The organism is Sphingomonas sp. (genome assembly GCF_042095875.1).
In the GTDB taxonomy this organism is placed as follows: Bacteria; Pseudomonadota; Alphaproteobacteria; order Sphingomonadales; family Sphingomonadaceae; genus Sphingomonas.
Genome location: NZ_JBELMJ010000013.1, coordinates 1 through 15,999 on the forward strand (window position 1 = coordinate 1; position 15,999 = coordinate 15,999).

15 protein-coding genes are annotated in these 15,999 nt (G+C 66.3%); 7 read left to right on the forward strand and 8 right to left on the reverse strand.

The annotated features are described in order from the left end of the window. From ACFDS6_RS06590 to ACFDS6_RS06600, 3 genes are all read right to left on the reverse strand, one after another. The coding region (locus tag ACFDS6_RS06590) for a replication initiator protein A (protein WP_375271328.1) at positions 1 to 493 on the reverse strand (493 nt) is incomplete at its 3' end. 31 nt (positions 494 to 524) lie between these two features. Continuing rightward, entirely contained in the window at positions 525 to 1,583 is a 1,059-nt protein-coding gene (locus ACFDS6_RS06595) for a ParB/RepB/Spo0J family partition protein (RefSeq protein ID WP_375271329.1), read from the reverse strand. A 164-nt stretch (positions 1,584 to 1,747) separates the two neighbouring features. Continuing rightward, positions 1,748 to 2,947 carry an AAA family ATPase gene (locus ACFDS6_RS06600; protein ID WP_375271330.1) on the reverse strand — a complete coding sequence of 400 codons (1,200 nt, stop codon included), beginning with the start codon at positions 2,945 to 2,947 and terminating at the stop codon, positions 1,748 to 1,750. Between the two features lie 138 nt (positions 2,948 to 3,085). Here ACFDS6_RS06600 and ACFDS6_RS06605 point away from each other — a divergent pair, with 138 nt between their 5' ends. The 7 genes from ACFDS6_RS06605 (at position 3,086) to ACFDS6_RS06635 (ending at position 12,167) form a co-directional block, all read left to right on the forward strand. Further along, positions 3,086 to 3,358, forward strand: coding sequence for a type II toxin-antitoxin system Phd/YefM family antitoxin (locus tag ACFDS6_RS06605; RefSeq protein ID WP_375271392.1), 273 nt, complete (start codon positions 3,086 to 3,088; stop codon positions 3,356 to 3,358). Further along, positions 3,355 to 3,672 carry a type II toxin-antitoxin system RelE/ParE family toxin gene (locus ACFDS6_RS06610; protein WP_375271331.1) on the forward strand — a complete coding sequence of 106 codons (318 nt, stop codon included), beginning with the start codon at positions 3,355 to 3,357 and terminating at the stop codon, positions 3,670 to 3,672. Before ACFDS6_RS06605 ends, ACFDS6_RS06610 begins: the two co-directional genes overlap by 4 nt. 106 nt (positions 3,673 to 3,778) lie before the next feature. After that, entirely contained in the window at positions 3,779 to 7,141 is a 3,363-nt protein-coding gene (locus ACFDS6_RS06615) for a TM0106 family RecB-like putative nuclease (protein WP_375271332.1), read from the forward strand. Next, positions 7,141 to 7,545, forward strand: a complete 405-nt coding sequence (locus ACFDS6_RS06620; RefSeq protein WP_375271333.1) for a DUF4268 domain-containing protein — start codon at positions 7,141 to 7,143, stop codon at positions 7,543 to 7,545. Before ACFDS6_RS06615 ends, ACFDS6_RS06620 begins: the two co-directional genes overlap by 1 nt. Positions 7,546 to 7,625: 80 nt before the next feature. Continuing rightward, positions 7,626 to 10,556 carry an AAA family ATPase gene (locus ACFDS6_RS06625; RefSeq protein ID WP_375271334.1) on the forward strand — a complete coding sequence of 977 codons (2,931 nt, stop codon included), beginning with the start codon at positions 7,626 to 7,628 and terminating at the stop codon, positions 10,554 to 10,556. Beyond that, positions 10,553 to 11,845: an McrC family protein gene (locus ACFDS6_RS06630; protein WP_375271335.1), complete on the forward strand. Its 1,293-nt coding sequence runs from the start codon at positions 10,553 to 10,555 to the stop codon at positions 11,843 to 11,845. Before ACFDS6_RS06625 ends, ACFDS6_RS06630 begins: the two co-directional genes overlap by 4 nt. A 16-nt stretch (positions 11,846 to 11,861) precedes the next feature. Further along, a complete protein-coding gene (locus ACFDS6_RS06635) occupies positions 11,862 to 12,167 on the forward strand; it encodes a hypothetical protein (RefSeq protein WP_375271336.1) in 306 nt (101 codons plus the stop codon). A gap of 3 nt (positions 12,168 to 12,170) precedes the next feature. Here the strand turns inward: ACFDS6_RS06635 and ACFDS6_RS06640 are convergent, their stop codons facing one another. From ACFDS6_RS06640 to ACFDS6_RS06660, 5 genes are all read right to left on the reverse strand, one after another. Continuing rightward, positions 12,171 to 12,401, reverse strand: coding sequence for a helix-turn-helix domain-containing protein (locus ACFDS6_RS06640; RefSeq protein WP_375271338.1), 231 nt, complete (start codon positions 12,399 to 12,401; stop codon positions 12,171 to 12,173). Further along, positions 12,398 to 13,027 carry a hypothetical protein gene (locus ACFDS6_RS06645; RefSeq protein ID WP_375271339.1) on the reverse strand — a complete coding sequence of 210 codons (630 nt, stop codon included), beginning with the start codon at positions 13,025 to 13,027 and terminating at the stop codon, positions 12,398 to 12,400. The genes ACFDS6_RS06640 and ACFDS6_RS06645 overlap by 4 nt, the downstream gene beginning before the upstream one ends. Before the next feature lie 175 nt (positions 13,028 to 13,202). Further along, on the reverse strand, positions 13,203 to 13,565 hold the full coding sequence (locus tag ACFDS6_RS06650; RefSeq protein WP_375271340.1) for a hypothetical protein: 363 nt from the start codon (positions 13,563 to 13,565) through the stop codon (positions 13,203 to 13,205). A 208-nt stretch (positions 13,566 to 13,773) separates the two neighbouring features. Then, positions 13,774 to 14,376, reverse strand: coding sequence for a response regulator transcription factor (locus ACFDS6_RS06655; RefSeq protein WP_375271341.1), 603 nt, complete (start codon positions 14,374 to 14,376; stop codon positions 13,774 to 13,776). Further along, on the reverse strand, positions 14,373 to 15,992 hold the full coding sequence (locus ACFDS6_RS06660; protein ID WP_375271342.1) for an ATP-binding protein: 1,620 nt from the start codon (positions 15,990 to 15,992) through the stop codon (positions 14,373 to 14,375). The genes ACFDS6_RS06655 and ACFDS6_RS06660 overlap by 4 nt, the downstream gene beginning before the upstream one ends. Positions 15,993 to 15,999: the final 7 nt, after the last annotated feature.

The window sequence follows — 15,999 nt, forward strand, 5'->3', positions numbered from 1 at the left end:
GCTCGGTCTTCTCGTCGACCAGCTGCGTCCAGCCGTCGAGCCAGCTGAACGTCGCTTCGCGGCGGTTTTCGGCGCGGATGTTGGTCTTGATCGTGGTAGCGACCAGCCGGTCGAGCGACTGGCCGAGCAGCTCGTAGGCGCGGCCGGTTGTGGGGCGGCCTATCGCGCGGAGCAGGTCGTAGGGCATCAGGTGCAGCTTGCGCGGCACATCGTTGACCCCGCGGCGTGCCATGTCGGCGAGCACGCTGGCGCAGTAGATCAGGATGTCGGCGTCCCAGATCGTCGCCATGCCGTAATCGGGATTTGCGGAGACGTGGACCCAGAGCTTCCCGTCAGGCGCGCGATAGTCGATCGGCTTCACCCGCTTCGACTTGGCGAGGCTGAAGAAGGGGCGCTCCATCATTTCGCGCTGGTCGCGCAGCGGCAGGTCCGCGAGATAGGGGAGGAAGAAGTCGAACTGCTCGGGCACCGCCTCGCGATTGGCGCGGGTCATGGACGCGACCTCGTGTTTCCCCGGGGAAACATCACCGCTTCAGCCCCCGGCCCTCCGCCTCCAGCGCGGCTAGCGCGTGGCGCAGCGCATCGGCGAGTTCGTCGGGCCCCACGCCTGAGCCGGCGTGGAGGCGGATCGTGATGCCCTGGCGATTAATCGACTGAACGCTGAGCGCGGGGCGGCCGTGCGGGGTGGTCCAGACGAAGGATTGGGGTGCGTCCGCCTTCGCGCGGGACGCGTCAAGCAGGCGGCGCTGCACGTCCGCGGCGGGGAGCGTCGGCTTGCCCGCATCGCGCCGCGCCTTCTGCGCCTTTGCCAACACTTTGGCCTGGGCGAGGATCGCTGGCGCCACGGCCTTGTCGTCCATCGCCTGCGCAAGCGCGTAGCCGGGCTTCAGTGCGACATCGACAGGGGAGGCGAAGGCGGCGATCACCGCGTCGGGCAGCGCGGCCACGCGCAGCATCTTGGAGAGCCAGCCCTTAGACAGCTTCAGCCGCTCGGCCATGCGGGTCAGGTGGTTGCCATAATGCGCCTTGAGCGCGGCGGCATAATTGCGCGCACGCTCGAGATCCGAGACGTCGGCGCGGGCGCGGTTCTCAAGATCGGCGAGGCGGAACGCGGCCTCGTCGTCGAGCGCGGCGACCTGCGCCACGAATTGCATCTCGGGATAGCTGTGCGCGCGCAGCCAGCTGATCGACCAGTGCCGGCGGGTGCCGGCGATTACCTCGTAATCGTGGGCCGGGTCGCCCTCCACGCGGCGGACGATCGCGGGGACCTTCTGCCCGCCTTCGGCGACGATCGAGTCGATCAGCTCGCGGCAGCTTTCCTCAGTGAGGTGCGCGTAGGAGCGCGCGTTGCCCGGCCAGATACGGACGCGCGCGGGGTCGAGCAGCAGCTGGGTCACCTGGCGCACCTCGCCCGAAGCGACACGGGCGAGCGCCGATTCGCGGCCGAGCAGGGTGGTGCCGGCGAGGCGCTGGCGTGGCTCGGCGGGCGCGGAAGGAGAGGGAGTAGCTTCGGTGACGGGCGTGCGCGCAGGCTCGTCGTCGGAGAGCAGCGCGGCGAGATAATCGGATTGCTTACGCGCCACAGGGAGCCTCCACCGCGCGGAACATAGACGGAACATGGGCGTGTAGGAAAGGAGCCCCCCGGTGCTCACCGGCGCGGACTGTCACGTCCGCCTTCGCGAACGTGACGTCGACTGGGCTGTCGTCTGGCCGAGCCGGCTTGGGCTGCGCCCCGGCGCTTCGCGTCTCAAGCCGCAGCATGGAGCACATCCTCTTCCCGCGCCGGGGCGACCCGGCCCCATCCCTGCCGCACCAGCTGCTCGATCTGCCCCAGCGCCTCGTCGAGGTTGGCGCGGCAGCGTTTGTGGGTGCGCGGGGTGCCGATCGGCTTCTCGAGCTCATAAACCGTCATCATCCGCATCGCGGCGTGGCTGATCTCGGCTGAATCGAGGATAGGCACGGGCAGAAGCGCGGGGCCGAAGCTCTGCTCCATGATCGCGCGCACCATCGCGTGGCTGGGATCGTTGGCGTCGAACTTCGAGCAGATTAGCCGCACGAAGCTGTAGTCGACTGCGATCCCTGCGCTCTCCAGCTGGCGCAGCACCTGGTCCATCATCGACAGGAACTGCACCGTCGAGCAGAAATCGGGTGTCGTCGCTGCCAGCGGCACCAGCAGCGCGTTTGCCGCCTGCATCACCGCCAAACTGATCGTGCCGAGCGCTGGCGGGGGATCAAGAATTACGATGTCGTAATCGTGCGCGAGGTCGATCAGCCCCTGCTTCAGCTTGCGAAATCGTGCCGCTAACACCGACTGCCCATCCGCTCCCGCGGCGGCGAGTTCATATTCCACGTCAAACAGTTCGAGGTTCGACGGAATCAGGTCGACGTTTGGCCACGGCGTGCGCTTTACCGCGTAGTTGAGGTCCGCTTGGGTCGGATCGATCGAGAGATATGGGTAGAGCGTCTCGTCGCGCGTGATGTTGAAGTGCGGGTTGAAGCCGAACAGCGTTGTCGTGGTCGCCTGACTGTCGCAGTCGACGACAAGCACGCGATAGCCCTGCACCGCAAAATAATGCGCGAGGTGGGTGGTGACGGTGGACTTGCCCACGCCGCCCTTGAAGTTCTGCACCGCGACGATCGCGGGCACGTCGAGCGGCGCGCGTGCGGGGGAGGCGCCGAGCACGTCGCGCATGTGGAGCAGCTCGTCCACGGTATAGCCGACGCGGCGTCCGGTGTCGGTCGCGGGGGCAGGGGGGAGGCGGCCGTCCTCTTCCGCCATGCGGATGCGATTGGTGGAGCAGCCGAGCAGCTGCGCCGCCTCCGCGATGCCGAAGCGCACGTTGAGCCCCTTGCGGCTTTCGGGCAGGAACGCTTTGCGCCTCAGCCGCTCGATCATGCGCTCGCCCGCGTCGGCAAGATCGCCGATCTGGCTGGTGATTGCATCCATTTACCGGCCCCGCGTAGCGATTGAACGTTCTTGCATCGCTCCGTGCGCGATCAGCTTCAATTTTGCAAGTAGTGGTTGTGCGACCAGCTCGCGCGGTTCATATTCGGTCCGAATAAAGGTGGAGACTTGGTCGTGGGCATGCTGGAGCGGATCAAGCCGGTGAGCTGGTTCAAGGCGAACGCGGCCGAGGTGCTGCGCAATGTCGCTGAGGACCGCACGCCCTACATCATCACCCAGAACGGCGAAGCGAAGGCGGTGGTGGTCGACATCGCCAGCTACGAGGCGACGCAGGAAACCCTGGCGCTGCTGAAGCTGGTGCAGATGGGGCGCGAGGATGTGAAGGCGGGGCGGGTGCGGCCCTTCAAGGACTTCATCGAGGACATGCGCTCGCGGCGTTACGACGCAGAATGACGCACCGGATCATCATCTCGGAAGGCGCGCAGCAGGACTTTATCAATATCCACCGCTATCTCGCGGATGAAGCGGGACAGGATGAAGCCGATGCGACCGTCGAGCGGCTGGCCGAGCGTGGCGGTAGCCTCGCCGACTTCCCTGATCGCGGCACACTCGTCGATTTGCCGACCGATGGCGTGCGTGTCCGCTCGATCCTGGTTGCGCCCTTTCGTGTGTTCTACGAGGTGACGGACGAGACGGTGACGATCTTTGCAATCCTCCATACCCGCCGCGACACCGCCGCTCTGCTGGACGAACGCCGCTCGCGCTGACGTTTTCCGGGGAAAACCCGGGTGGTGCGCCGGCAATCATCGTGCAGAATGAGGGTCTTGGCGGCGCACGTCCGATTGTGTCGCATCCTATTCGCACAAGGCTGCCATGCGACGCTATCGTGATCAGATCCTCCATTCCGCGGGCGACCTGAACGCCTTTCTCGGCTGCGCGCACGCGGTGGTGCTGAACGCGCGGGCGCTGGGCGATGCGGCGCTGCGCGCGCGGCGGACGGTGGACGAGGGGAGCGTCAGGCTGACGCAGGACGCGGGCCACGCGCACGAGGCGGCGTATCGCGAGCGGCTCGACGGCGTAGTGACGATCGCCGACACCGGCAGCCTGGAAGGGCGCGCCGCCGCGACCGCGAACGCGATGCGCGCGGGCGCGAGCATGATCTATCAGGCGACCTTGCTGGATCAGCCGTGGCACGGTTTCGCTGACTTCCTGCGCCGCGTCGAGACGCCGTCGGCGCTCGGCGGGTGGAGCTACGAGGCGGTCGACACCAAGCTCGCGCGCTCGGCCAAGCCCAGCCACGTGCTCCAGCTCGGGCTGTATTCCGACATGGTGGCCGAGGTGCAGGGCACGCGTCCGCACGCGATGCACGTGGTGCTGGGCGACGGGCGCGAGGAGACGTTTCGCGCCGTCGAGTTCCGCCACACGCTCGATGCCGCTAAGGCGCGCTACCTGTCGTTCGTCGCCGATGAGGCTGCCTCGTCGGTGGCGGAACCGTGCGCCGCCTGCTCTCTGTGCGCTTGGCGCGACGTGTGTGCGAGCGAGTGGGAGGCGGCTGATCACCTCAGCCTCGTGGCGGGCCTCGGCGCGCCACAGCGGGCGAAGCTGCGTGCCGCCGGGATCGACACTGTCGCCGCGCTCGCCGCCACCGCGCCGGGCACGCGCGTCGCCAAGATGGCGCCCGCGACGTTCGAGCGTCTGCGCGATCAGGCGGCGATGCAGGTCGAGCGGCGTTTGACGGGCGAGCCTCGCGCGAAGACGCTGGAGGTAATCGACGGCAAGGGCTTCACGCGCCTACCGCGACCGCACCCGGCCGACCTGTTCTTCGACCTAGAGGGCGATCCGCTCGCTCCCGACGGCAGTTTGGAATATCTCTGGGGCGTCCACTACCGCGACGCTGCCGGCAACGCGAAATTCCGCCATGCGCTGGCGCACGATCGCGCGGCCGAGCGCGCGGTGTTCGAGGAGATGGTGGACTGGTTCACCACGCACCTCGCGGCGAACCCGGGCGCACACATCTACCATTATGCCGCCTATGAGGTGATGGTGCTGCGCCGGCTGTCGACGCACTTTGCGACGCGCGAGGAGGCGGTCGACAACCTGCTGCGGGGCGAGAAGCTGGTCGACCTCTACACCGTCACCCGCGCGGGCATCCGGACGAGCGAGCCGAAGCTGAGCCTCAAGGCGCTGGAGGTATTCTTCGCGGCGAAGCGCGCGGAGGCGGTGGTCAGCGGCGACCAGTCGATCGTCGAATATCATCGTTGGAAGGAGACGCGCGACGACGCGATCCTGGACGAGATCGTCGCCTACAACCGCGTCGACTGCGAGAATACCGAGGGGATGCGCAACTGGCTGCTGACGCTGCGGCCGGGCGACGTCGACTGGTGGGTCAAGCAAGCCGAGGTCGCGCCGGAGAAAAGCGCGGAGCGCGACGCGGCGGAGGCAGCGCGCGAGGCGCTGCGCCAAGCGGTGCGCGCGAACGCGACGCGGCTCTCCCCGCGCGGGCGCGAGCTGGTGGCGCATCTGATCGACTTCCACGCGCGCGCCGACAAGCCGGCGCACTGGGCCGTCTTCGACCGCTGCGACCGCGAGGAAGAGGAGCTGATCGACGACGTCGAGTGCATCGGCGCGATCCAGCCGTTCGGGACGCAATGGCTGCGCGCCGACAAGCGCAGCTGGATCGCGCGCTACAGCTTCCCCGATCAGGAGACGAAGCTGCGCGAGGGCGTGACCGTGCTCCACGCGCCGACGCGGATGCGGCTGGGCACGATCGTCGGGCTCGACCGCCCGCACGGCTGGGTCGAGGTGAAGCGCGCGCTCAAGGGCGAGGAGGCGTTCCCCGGGGACGGCAGCATCATGCCCGGGTGGCCGCTCGACACGACGCCGCTGGCGGTTGCGGTGGCGCGCGTCGCGGCGACGTTCGCGGCAGAGGAGGGCGACGCCTATCACGCGATCGCCGACCTGATCCAGCGCGCCGCGCCGCGAATGACGGGCTGGGCCGGCGGCGCGCTGGTGCGCGAGGGCGAAATGCTGATCGCGGCCGCCACGCGGGCTGCACTGGCGCTCGACCGCTCCACTCTGTTCATCCAGGGCCCGCCCGGCACCGGCAAGACGCACACCAGCGCGCACGTGATCGTCGCGCTGCTGAAAGCGGGCAAGCGCGTCGGCGTCTCCTCGAACAGCCACAAGGCGATCAACAACCTGCTCGCCAAGGTGGAGGCGGTCGCAACCGAGCAGGGGTTCGACTTCAATGGCGCGAAGAAGGCGTCGCGCGGCGATCCCGAGACGTGCCTGAACGGCGAGATGATCGAGGACGTGTTCGACAACAGCGACATCGAGCTCGGCGGCCATCAGCTCGTCGGCGGCACCGCGTGGCTGTTCGCGCGCGAGGCTCTCGACCAGACGTTCGACTACCTGTTTGTCGACGAGGCGGGGCAGGTGTCGCTCGGCCACCTTGTCGCGATGGGCGCGGCCGCGTGCAACATCATCCTGGTCGGTGACCAGATGCAGCTCGGCCAGCCGATCCAGGGCGCGCACCCGGGCGAGAGCGGTTTGTCGGTGCTCGACTATCTGCTGGAAGGCGCCGCGACGATCGCGGCGGATCGCGGCATTCTGCTCGATTCCAGCTGGCGGATGCATCCCGCGATCCAGAGCTTCATCAGCACAGCGGTGTATGATGGCCGGCTGCAGGCGCACCCCGATTGCGCGCGCCAGACGCTGCTGCTCGGGCCGGGCGCGCACCCGCTGCTGCGCCCGCATGGCCTCAGGATGGTGGCGATGCATCACGAAGGCTGCGCGCAGGTTTGCCCGGAGGAAGCCGCGCTCACCGCGGAGCTGGTCGGCAGCCTGATCGGGCAACGCTACATCGACCGGCAGGGGAAGGAGGGCGTGATCGGCCTCCGCAACATCCTGGTCGTCGCACCATACAATCTGCAGGTGAACGCATTGAAGGCCGCGCTCCCCAACGGCGCGCGCGTCGGCACGGTGGACAAGTTCCAGGGGCAGGAGGCCGAGGTGGCGATCGTCAGCCTCGCGACGTCCACCCCCGACGACCTGCCGCGCCACGTCGAGTTCTTCTATTCGAAGAACCGCCTGAACGTCGCGATCAGCCGCGCGCGGACGCTGGCGATCGTGCTGGCAAACCCGAAGCTGCTCGAACTGGACGCGAAATCGGTTGAGCACCTGCGGCTGGTGAATACGCTGGCGTGGTTGATCGCCGAAGCTGGGGAGGGGATGTGATGAATGACGATCTGAAACGGTATCTCGATCAGTTCGCAGCCAAGGCGCCGGCGGCAGGGCTAGACGTGCGCAAGCCCGGCCAGAATTGGGTCCCGCTCGCGCCTGTGGTGCGGGGCTCGCACATCAGCCTGAGCGTCGCCGCGAACCAAATCCAGGTGAACCTCAACAACGACGATGACGTCGATCGGCGCAAGTTCGACCGGCTCGCCGCCGAGCGGGCAGCGATTCAGTCAGAGATCGGCGAAGGGCTGGTCTGGGACAAGAAGGATGGTCGCAAGAAAACCGTGGTTCGTGCGACCCGCGACAATGGCTACGCCGACAACGATTGGGATGAGCAGCATCGCTGGGCGCTCGCCATGATGAAAGCGTTTACAAGCACCTTTGGTCGTCGGTTGGACGCCTGATGCAGGACACAACGAGTCAGGGGAGTGCCGAGGCCGAGCTGCGGCGGCGCTACAATGATCCATCGACCGATACCGCGAAGATGGTCGGCTTTCACCTGAAGGATGGCCGCGCGATCGCTTTGCAGCGGGACGTGTCTGGCATGCAGCTGTGGCTGGAAGACGATGACACTCGCGGGATGCCGCCTGTGCTTACGGTGCGCCATTACCTGGAAGGGCAACCGCGTCACTCCAATCTGCCGTCGCGGCTCAAGCATTCGCCGCCAAGTGACGCCGTGCCGAGGCCGGTCATGACAGTGTCGGTGCGCAGCGTGGAGGAGCTCAGGGAATTGCTGGACTGGTATGATGGCGGCTTATCGCCGCTGCTTGCACTCAAACAGCGCTTCCTATCTGCTTTTCCCGATTTCGAGATCGTCGGGGCGTTCGCCGCTACCGCCGGCAGCTATCACGACACTTATCGCAAGCGCGTCGACGCACTGCTTGCTGCAACCGCACAGCATCCGGAAGACGGGTCGGCGGTGCTGCAGGACGTGCTTGCCGCATCGCAGGGCGGCCGCGGCGCGCTGCCGCCGTTCTTCGACGGTGACGTGAACTGGCGCGTGCCGCGGGCGCGTGAGGTCGATCCTGCAAGCTTTAATACGGCGCTCGACACGCTGATTGCGATGCAGGACGACCCGGCCGAGGCCGCAGTTACGTTCAACCAGACGTTCCGGCCTGCATTGGAGGCAATCGGCGAGCCCAACACTTTCCGCGATACCCGTGTCGTTCCCTCGACGGTTCTCGCTGCGATCGCACCCGATCGCGCAATCAGCGTGCGCTACCAGCTCTACGTAAATGCCGAGCGGCTGCTGAACGATCGTGCCCTGTTCGCCAACAAACCGATGAGTGCCGACGAATATCGCGCGGTGCTGGCACTCGCCGAGCAGATCCGCGCAGCGATGATCGAGTGGGGTTGGGCGCCGCGCGACTTGTGGGATGTTCACGGCTTCATTCTCGCGACCTGCGGCAAGCAGAAGGAGGCGGAGATGGACGACGCGGCCTTGCTGGCGCGTTTTCGGCGCAGCGCATCGTTCTGTGCGGTGCAGGAGCGCTGGTCGCCGGAGCAGAACGCGGCGTTCTGCACGATTGCGCGAACGGTGCATGCGGCGGGGCTCGACTGGTATTTCGTCAATCTTGCCGACCGCCCGGTGCGGTTCGGACGCAAGTCGCCAAGGTCGAAGAACGCGCAAGCGGTGCTCGGGGTGGTGGAAGGCACCGGCACACCGCGGATGTGGTTCCGGAAGAATGATGCGGCGCTGGAGCTCGGCGTCGACGACATCTTCCTCAACAAGCCTGACGCCGAGCGGTTCGGTGACCTATTCGAACAACATGGCGCCGCGATCGAGGCGTGGTTCCCGCCCGATCCGCCGCGACCCGGCCGCTGGCCTGACGAATATGGTGAGAACATGGTAGAGGATCAGGACGTGGCGGTTAATGCAGGATCATCAATCGCGGCGCCCACCAACCTCATCCTCTACGGCCCGCCCGGCACCGGCAAGACATACGCCACCGCGGCGCATTCGGTGCGGTTGTGCGGTGAAGCGGTGCCTGACGATCGCGCCGAGCTGATGGCGGCCTACAAGCGTTTGACCGACGCGGGGCGGATCGAGTTCGTCACCTTTCACCAGTCGATGGCGTATGAGGAGTTCGTAGAAGGGCTGCGGCCGGAAGTTGGCGGCGTTGCCGCCGACGATGGCATGGCCGAGTCAGGCACAGGTGGCTTTCGTCTCCGCCCCAAAGACGGCATCTTCAAGCAGATCAGCGAGCGGGCAAGATTGACGGGTCTGGGTAGAAAAGCGCGTCTCGATCGACGTCGCGGCGTGTTCAAGATCGCGCTTGGTCGTCCAGGCAAGGAAGAGGACCGCATCGCCGAGGGACTCGAGCGTGGGCTAATCCATCTGGGCTGGGGCGGCGAGATCGACTGGGCGGACGAGAGCTTTGACTCCTTTCAGGCAATCAAACGTCACTGGCAGGAGACGGTCGACCCCCATGCGACGGGCAAGGACCCCAACATCGAAATGATGTATACCTTTCGCGGTGCGATGGAGCCGGGTGACTATGTCATCCTGTCTGAGGGGCGCGATCTGGTGCGCGGCATAGCCGAGATCACCGGTGATTACCGATACGATGCTGATGCGCCCTACCATCCCCACCGTCGTGCGGTGCGCTGGCTGTGGCAAGACGCGAGCGGCATCTTGCGCGACCGCTTCTACCCGCGCCAGTTTCGCCGTCATTCCACCTATCAGCTCGACGGCGACGTCGTCGACTGGGACGCACTCGACGCGATCGTTTTCGGTGCTGCCGCCTCGACCATTGCCGACGACGCGCCCTTCGTCCTCGTCATTGACGAGATCAACCGCGCCAACATCTCCAAAGTGTTCGGCGAACTCATCACGCTGCTCGAGGCCGACAAGCGCATCGGCGCGGTTAACGAGCTGCGCGTGCGGCTGCCCTATTCGGGGGACTCGTTCGGCGTGCCCGCGAACCTCCACATCGTAGGCACGATGAACACCGCCGACCGCTCGATCGCGCTGCTCGACACCGCGCTCCGGCGGCGGTTCACATTCGAGGAGCTGATGCCCGATGCGTCGGTGCTGGGGCCGGTCGACGGCATCGACCTGCCCGCGCTGCTCCGCACGCTGAACGATCGGATCGAGTATCTCTTCGATCGCGAGCATCAGATCGGGCATGCCTATTTCCTGCCGTGCAGAACACGCGACGACGTGGGCGACGTGATGCGGCACAAGGTGATCCCGCTGCTGGCTGAGTATTTCTACGAGGACTGGACCAAAGTCGCCGCGGTCCTAGGCGACGTGTTCCCCGACGACGGCAAGTATCACGAAGGTGGTTTCCTGTCGCGGCGTGCGCTGCCCTCGCCGTTCGGTGCGGGCGAGGGGGAGGAGGCGTATCGCTATCGCTGGGCCGTGCGCGACCCTGCCGACTTCTCCTACGCGAAGGCGGTTGCCGTAGCGTGATTGCGCGCACGCTCGATGAGTGGGCGCACCTGCCGCACGGGCACGGCGAGGGCGAGATCGCCGAGCCGCTCGCGGTGCGGCTGGCGGCCGTGGCCGCAGCCTCGCCCTTGTCGGGGCGTGGCGGTGAGGGGGTGCTCGAACACCGCCGCAAGGGGCTACGCGCGCGCGGCGTTGTCGGCGTGGTGGTGGCCGAGGGCGCGACGCTGGAGATCCTGCCGAAGATCGATGGCGCTGGCGATCACGGTGGGGTGCGCCGACGGCTCGTCCACATGCTCGCGGTTGCGCTCGACATGAAAGTGGAGGCGGGCGAGATCGCGCACCATGACGAGCAGAAGGAGACGCTGCTCGAGATTCTAATCCGGCTGTTTACCACGCGCCTCGCCGATGCGGTGCGCCGGGGCATGCCGCGACGCTACATCGCGCATGAGGAGGACCTGCCTGCGCTGCGCGGGCGGCTCGACGTAATGCGGCAGTTCACGACGCTCGCCGCCAGCCCGCACCGGCTCGCCTGTCGCTACGATGCGCTTTCGCCCGACGTTGCGCTCAACCGCATCATGAAGGCGGCGGTGACGCGGCTGAGGCGCATTGCGCGCGCGGGAGACAACCAGCGGCGGCTGGCAGAGCTCGCCTTTGCCTATGCCGACATTGCCGACGTCCCCGCCAGCGCGCTACGCTGGGACGAGGTGGTGATCGACCGCACTAACGAACGCTGGCGCGCGCTGGTCGATCTCGCGCGGCTTCTGCTGGGCGAGCGGTTCCAGACGACGTCGAGCGGCGGGGGGCAGGGCTTCTCGCTGCTGTTTGAGATGAACACGCTGTTCGAGGAATATGTCGCCCGGATGCTCGCACGCTCGCTGGCGGGAACGGGCGCGCGGGTGGTGGCGCAGGGCGGGCGGCTGTTTTGCCTGGAGCGCGAAGGAAAGGGCGTGTTCCAGACGCGGCCCGACATCCTGGTGAAGCGCGGCGACACGGTGGAGCAGGTGATCGACACCAAATGGAAACGCGTGGCGGCGCGGGTGGACGATACCAAGCAGGGCGTCGCCCAAGCTGATGTCTATCAGATGATGGCCTATGCGCGGCTGTATGCGTGCCCGCGGGTGACATTGCTCTACCCTCATCACGAGAAGCTCGGCGCGATGCCGCTGGCGGAGGCCTATCGCATCAACCTGCCGGGGTGCGATGAGCGGGTCGAGGTGGCGACGGTCGACATGGGGACTGCCGCGGGCATGCGGGAGCGACTGCGCGCGATGTGCGGGGTGAGCTCCTCTCAATTTGAAACTTCGACATAAGACGCAGAAGCGAATGATGACACGCCGTATCGAGCTGAAGGTCGGTAACCTGCGCAACGGCCACATTCATCTGCGGCAGGTTCGCGACCTCCTGCCAGCGCGTGCAATCGGGGGCGGCAACAGGTCCGCTGCAGGAAAGCCCGTTGCGGTGGGGTTTCGACCCGGACAGACGGTCGATACCGACAGAGCGGGCGACAAGATGATTTTCCGCAATCGCGCCGCGGTCCGCGAGTTCTTCGATAAGAGTGGACTTACGGGCGGTCAGGCTATCGAATTTGAGATGGCGACGGCAAGGCACTTCATCGTTCAGCCTGCCTATTGAAAGTCACAGGAAGTCGGCATCGTCCGCGATCAGCTGATCGAGCGCCCTCGCCCGATTGGCGTCCCGCTCCGCCTTATAGGTGTAGACGTCGCGCGCCTTGATACGGCGATCGTCGCCGGTGCCGGCGTGAGCGACCTCGCCCTTGTCGAGCAGCCCAGTCAGGTAAGAGCGCGAGACATTGAGCAGGTCCGCCGCCTGCTGCGTGGTCAGTTCCTCGTCCCTCATGTCAATCATCGGCCCTCTAACATCCCCACCGGCGGATAATGCGGCATTGGCCACTCGTGCCCGGGCGCGTCCATCATCAGATCAATGAAGATCGGGAGCAGGCAGCCGAGCACCGCGCCGCCGTCGCGCACTTGGTTGCGGTTCACGTCGCTGTTCCACGTCGCGCCGCCGTGGACCAGCTGGTTGCGCAGCACGTAGAGCCGGTCAAACAGATTTGACAGGATCGTTGCGGTATCCTGCTGGCGCAGCGCGTAGCCGATGCGGGTGCGACTCTTTTCCAGCCGATCGCGCCAATCCTCGTTGCCCGGCACACCGTTGTGGTGCGCCCAGAACGGCAAGAAGATGTAGGGGTTGTCGAGCAGCATTCGTATTTCGTGCGGAAACCGCTGCCACACCATGTTGTAGATGCGCTTCGTGCTGTCGAACCCCAGCAGCGTCTCGAAAAAGCCGCGGAACGCTTCGCGCTCGCTCGCCACCTCGCGCGCGACATCACCGGCATAGGCGCCGTTGAAGCCGATCCACAGGAGGATGAAGTGCACATCGCCGTCCTCGGGTTCATCTTCTGCGCGGCCGAGCCACGAAAGCGCGCGGTGGACGCGCAGGGTCAGCGGCATCAGAAAGCCGTCGCGCAGCACACGCTGCTTGTCCTTCAGGTCGACGTAGAGGAGGTTGGTCATACAGGCTCCGCTGACGTATCTGGCGCGAGGATCACCTGTGGTGCGGTTAAGCGCAAGTCCTCAGGCTGCACCAAGCGATTTGCCGGGGCCGCGCCCCGCGGATCCTTGGTGTCCTGCACCGCCGGATCGTCGCTCATATCTCCGCCGCAGCAGCGCGCCAGCCGTCCCAGGCGGTGAGGATTGCGTGACACCCGGCATAGCCGGGATCGAGCGTATTGAGCTCGTCGCGGTGGCATTCTACCATCGCCAGCCATCGTGCGCGCACTGCGCCTACCTGGTCGGGTAGAAGATATCGGTGCCACAGTCGCGCGACGCGGCGTTCCTCCCACAATCTCACCAACACTCGGCTTACGCGTTCGGGTGGCACAGAGGGCGCGCGGCGGCGGAGCTCACCGATGAGGTGCGAGGGGTAGATCTCGGTGCGCTCGGCCAGCACGCCCAAGATCGCGAGCTCGATTAGCGTTTCGGGCAGGCAACTAGCCTCATGATGCTTCATGCAGCCGTCCTCCAGTCAACCAGTCTGTCTTGATCCTGATGCGGGTGGGCAATGGTGGGTAGCATAAGCGCGCCTTGGCGCCGGAAGAAATCAAGCCGGTAAGCCTGCATCCAGCAAAGGGCGTCGGCAGCGAACGGTGCGTGCATCATCGCCCCGTCAGTTCGATGGCGTATGCGACGCTTCCTGGCGTGTTCTCCCTCGATTCCGTTCACCGCGAAAGCGCGATCAGCGCGGCAAGCCCACTCGCCCCCGTTTTCGCGAGCACGGCCGCACGATGATCTTCCACGGTCTTTGGAGAAAGGCCAAGCCGGTCCGCCACCACCTTGTTCGGGTGACCCTCAACCAGCAGGTCGAACACCTGCCGCTCGCGCACGGTGAGCCGTGCCGTGCGCTCGAGCGCCGCGCGCCGTCCAGCGCTCCACGCCACGCCCTCGGTGACGGCGGCGAGCAGGCGATCCTCGTCGATCGGCTTCTCCAGATAGTCGAGCCCACCATAGCGCCGCACCGAATCGACCGCGTTGGCGGTGGTGGGCCACGCCGTCATGAAGATGATCGCGACGCCCGGATCGATTGCACGCATGCGATCGGCAAAGGCGAATCCGTCGATATCGCCCATCATCACATCGGTGACGATGCAATGTGCCGCGCCGGTGACGCACGCATCGGCATAAAGAGCGAGCAGCGGTGCGGGATCAAGGAAGGGCTCGGCACAAAAGCCATGACGCTGGAGCAATCTGGCAACGCTGGCGCCGAGGTCGCGATCATCGTCGACGACATAGATCGTCGGCGTAATGGCGGGAGCTTCGCTCACGTTTCCGCTCCGATCAGCGGAAGAGTGATGACCGCACGCGCCGCATGCTCTGCGCGCACGAGCGAGAGCGTGCCGCCATGCGCCTCCACGATTGCTCGCGCCACCAGCGTGCCCACACCCATGCCGGGGTGTGTAGGAGTGGCGGAAACGCAGCGGTTGGTGACGGCGATGCACGCCGCCTCGCCTTCGTGTGCGACCGACAGCATCACCTCGCCGCCTGCGCCGCATGCCTGCAGCGCGTTGCGGATAAGATTCACCACTGCCTGCGCCAGCTCGACCTCCTGGGCCATGACCGCGAGTGACGGATCGACTGGGGCGACGGCAATACCCACGTCCGAGGCCTGCACCTCCGGCTTCGCGAGTGCGACCACGCTCTCGATCAGCGTCGCGAGCGGCAGCGGCGAGGGTTCGTCTACCGCCCGTCCACCATAGCGGCGCAGGCGTCGGACCAAGTCGGACAGGTGCGCCGCTTTGCGGTCGATCAGCGCAGCCGTCGTTGCTACTTCGGCTGGCGCATCGACCGTCAGCTCGTGCAGGTGCCGCGCTTCGATCGCCAGTGTCGAGAGCGGCTGAGAAATCTCGTGGATCACCGCCACCGACATCGCACGCAGCGTCTTTAGTCGTTCGGCCTGGAACAGCAACCGATCGCGCCGCTCCATATCGGCGCGCGCCCGCGTCTGCGCATCGTGAAAGCTGCCAGCGAGATATCCCGTCATTACCACGCTCGCCAGCCCGAGATGGAATTGCAGCCGATCTGCCGTATCCATCACGCCGACGGTGCGAGGCAGCACCATCGCGCACACGAACAGCAGCGCACACCATGCCGGCACGCGACCGAAGCGCAAGCCGATCCACGCGACCGCGATCAACGCTGGTGCGGACTGTGACCCAAGCCCCAGCCAACGCAGCATTTCCCCTGCCAGCGTGGCCAGCGCAAGCACGGCAATGCTTTCCATCACGGCGGTGACGCGCGGGCGTGCGAGCTGGCTGTGCGGACGTCCCGAAATGCGATCCGCCGCCCACAGCACAGGGGGAGCGATCAGCAGCGTGCCGAGTACGTCGCCCACGGAAAACGCCGCTATCGACAGTGTGACATCGCGCGCGGACTCGACTCCGGTCAGGTCTCCGCGCAGCAGCGCCTGCGGCAAGGAGAAGAACGCTGCAAGCACCGGGGCGGCGATGCTGACCAAGGCCAGCGGCATTGGCGGCGCCAGCAGCGTGACGCCCGCCGCGCCTTCACGCGCCGCCAGTCGCCGCACTGCCCAGGTCGCGGCCCCATAAGCGAGCACGGGCCGAACAACGCCGAGCCAACCAATCGCCGCGTCTACGCCCCACACTGGAACAGCGCCGAGGATGAGATCGACGGCCAGTTCGGCTGCGGCAACCGGCAATGTCCAGCGCGCGCCCATGTGCCAAAGCAGCGCCAGCCGTAGTCCGGCCGCAGGATACCACAAAGAGTAGAAGCCGGCGCCACCCCACGCCTGCGCGATTTCGTGCGCCAGTGTGAAGCCGAAGACGTAGAGCCCCAGCAGCGCGGTCGCATGCGCCTTCGATCGATTGCGCACACCTGATGGTGCGGCATGGTCGGAGAAAATTGGGACGGCAATCGTGGTCACGATGCAG

Bases quoted from the DNA above. Each gene is read 5' to 3' on its own strand.
- ACFDS6_RS06615 (WP_375271332.1), top strand. From the start codon at position 3,779: ATGCGACGCTATCGTGATCAGATCCTCCATTCCGCGGGCGACCTGAAC.
- ACFDS6_RS06640 (WP_375271338.1), bottom strand. From the start codon at position 12,401: ATGATTGACATGAGGGACGAGGAACTGACCACGCAGCAGGCGGCGGAC.
- ACFDS6_RS06610 (WP_375271331.1), top strand. From the start codon at position 3,355: ATGACGCACCGGATCATCATCTCGGAAGGCGCGCAGCAGGACTTTATC.
- ACFDS6_RS06635 (WP_375271336.1), top strand. From the start codon at position 11,862: ATGACACGCCGTATCGAGCTGAAGGTCGGTAACCTGCGCAACGGCCAC.
- ACFDS6_RS06620 (WP_375271333.1), top strand. From the start codon at position 7,141: ATGAATGACGATCTGAAACGGTATCTCGATCAGTTCGCAGCCAAGGCG.
- ACFDS6_RS06650 (WP_375271340.1), bottom strand. From the start codon at position 13,565: ATGAAGCATCATGAGGCTAGTTGCCTGCCCGAAACGCTAATCGAGCTC.
- ACFDS6_RS06605 (WP_375271392.1), top strand. From the start codon at position 3,086: ATGCTGGAGCGGATCAAGCCGGTGAGCTGGTTCAAGGCGAACGCGGCC.
- ACFDS6_RS06600 (WP_375271330.1), bottom strand. From the start codon at position 2,947: ATGGATGCAATCACCAGCCAGATCGGCGATCTTGCCGACGCGGGCGAG.
- ACFDS6_RS06625 (WP_375271334.1), top strand. From the start codon at position 7,626: ATGGTCGGCTTTCACCTGAAGGATGGCCGCGCGATCGCTTTGCAGCGG.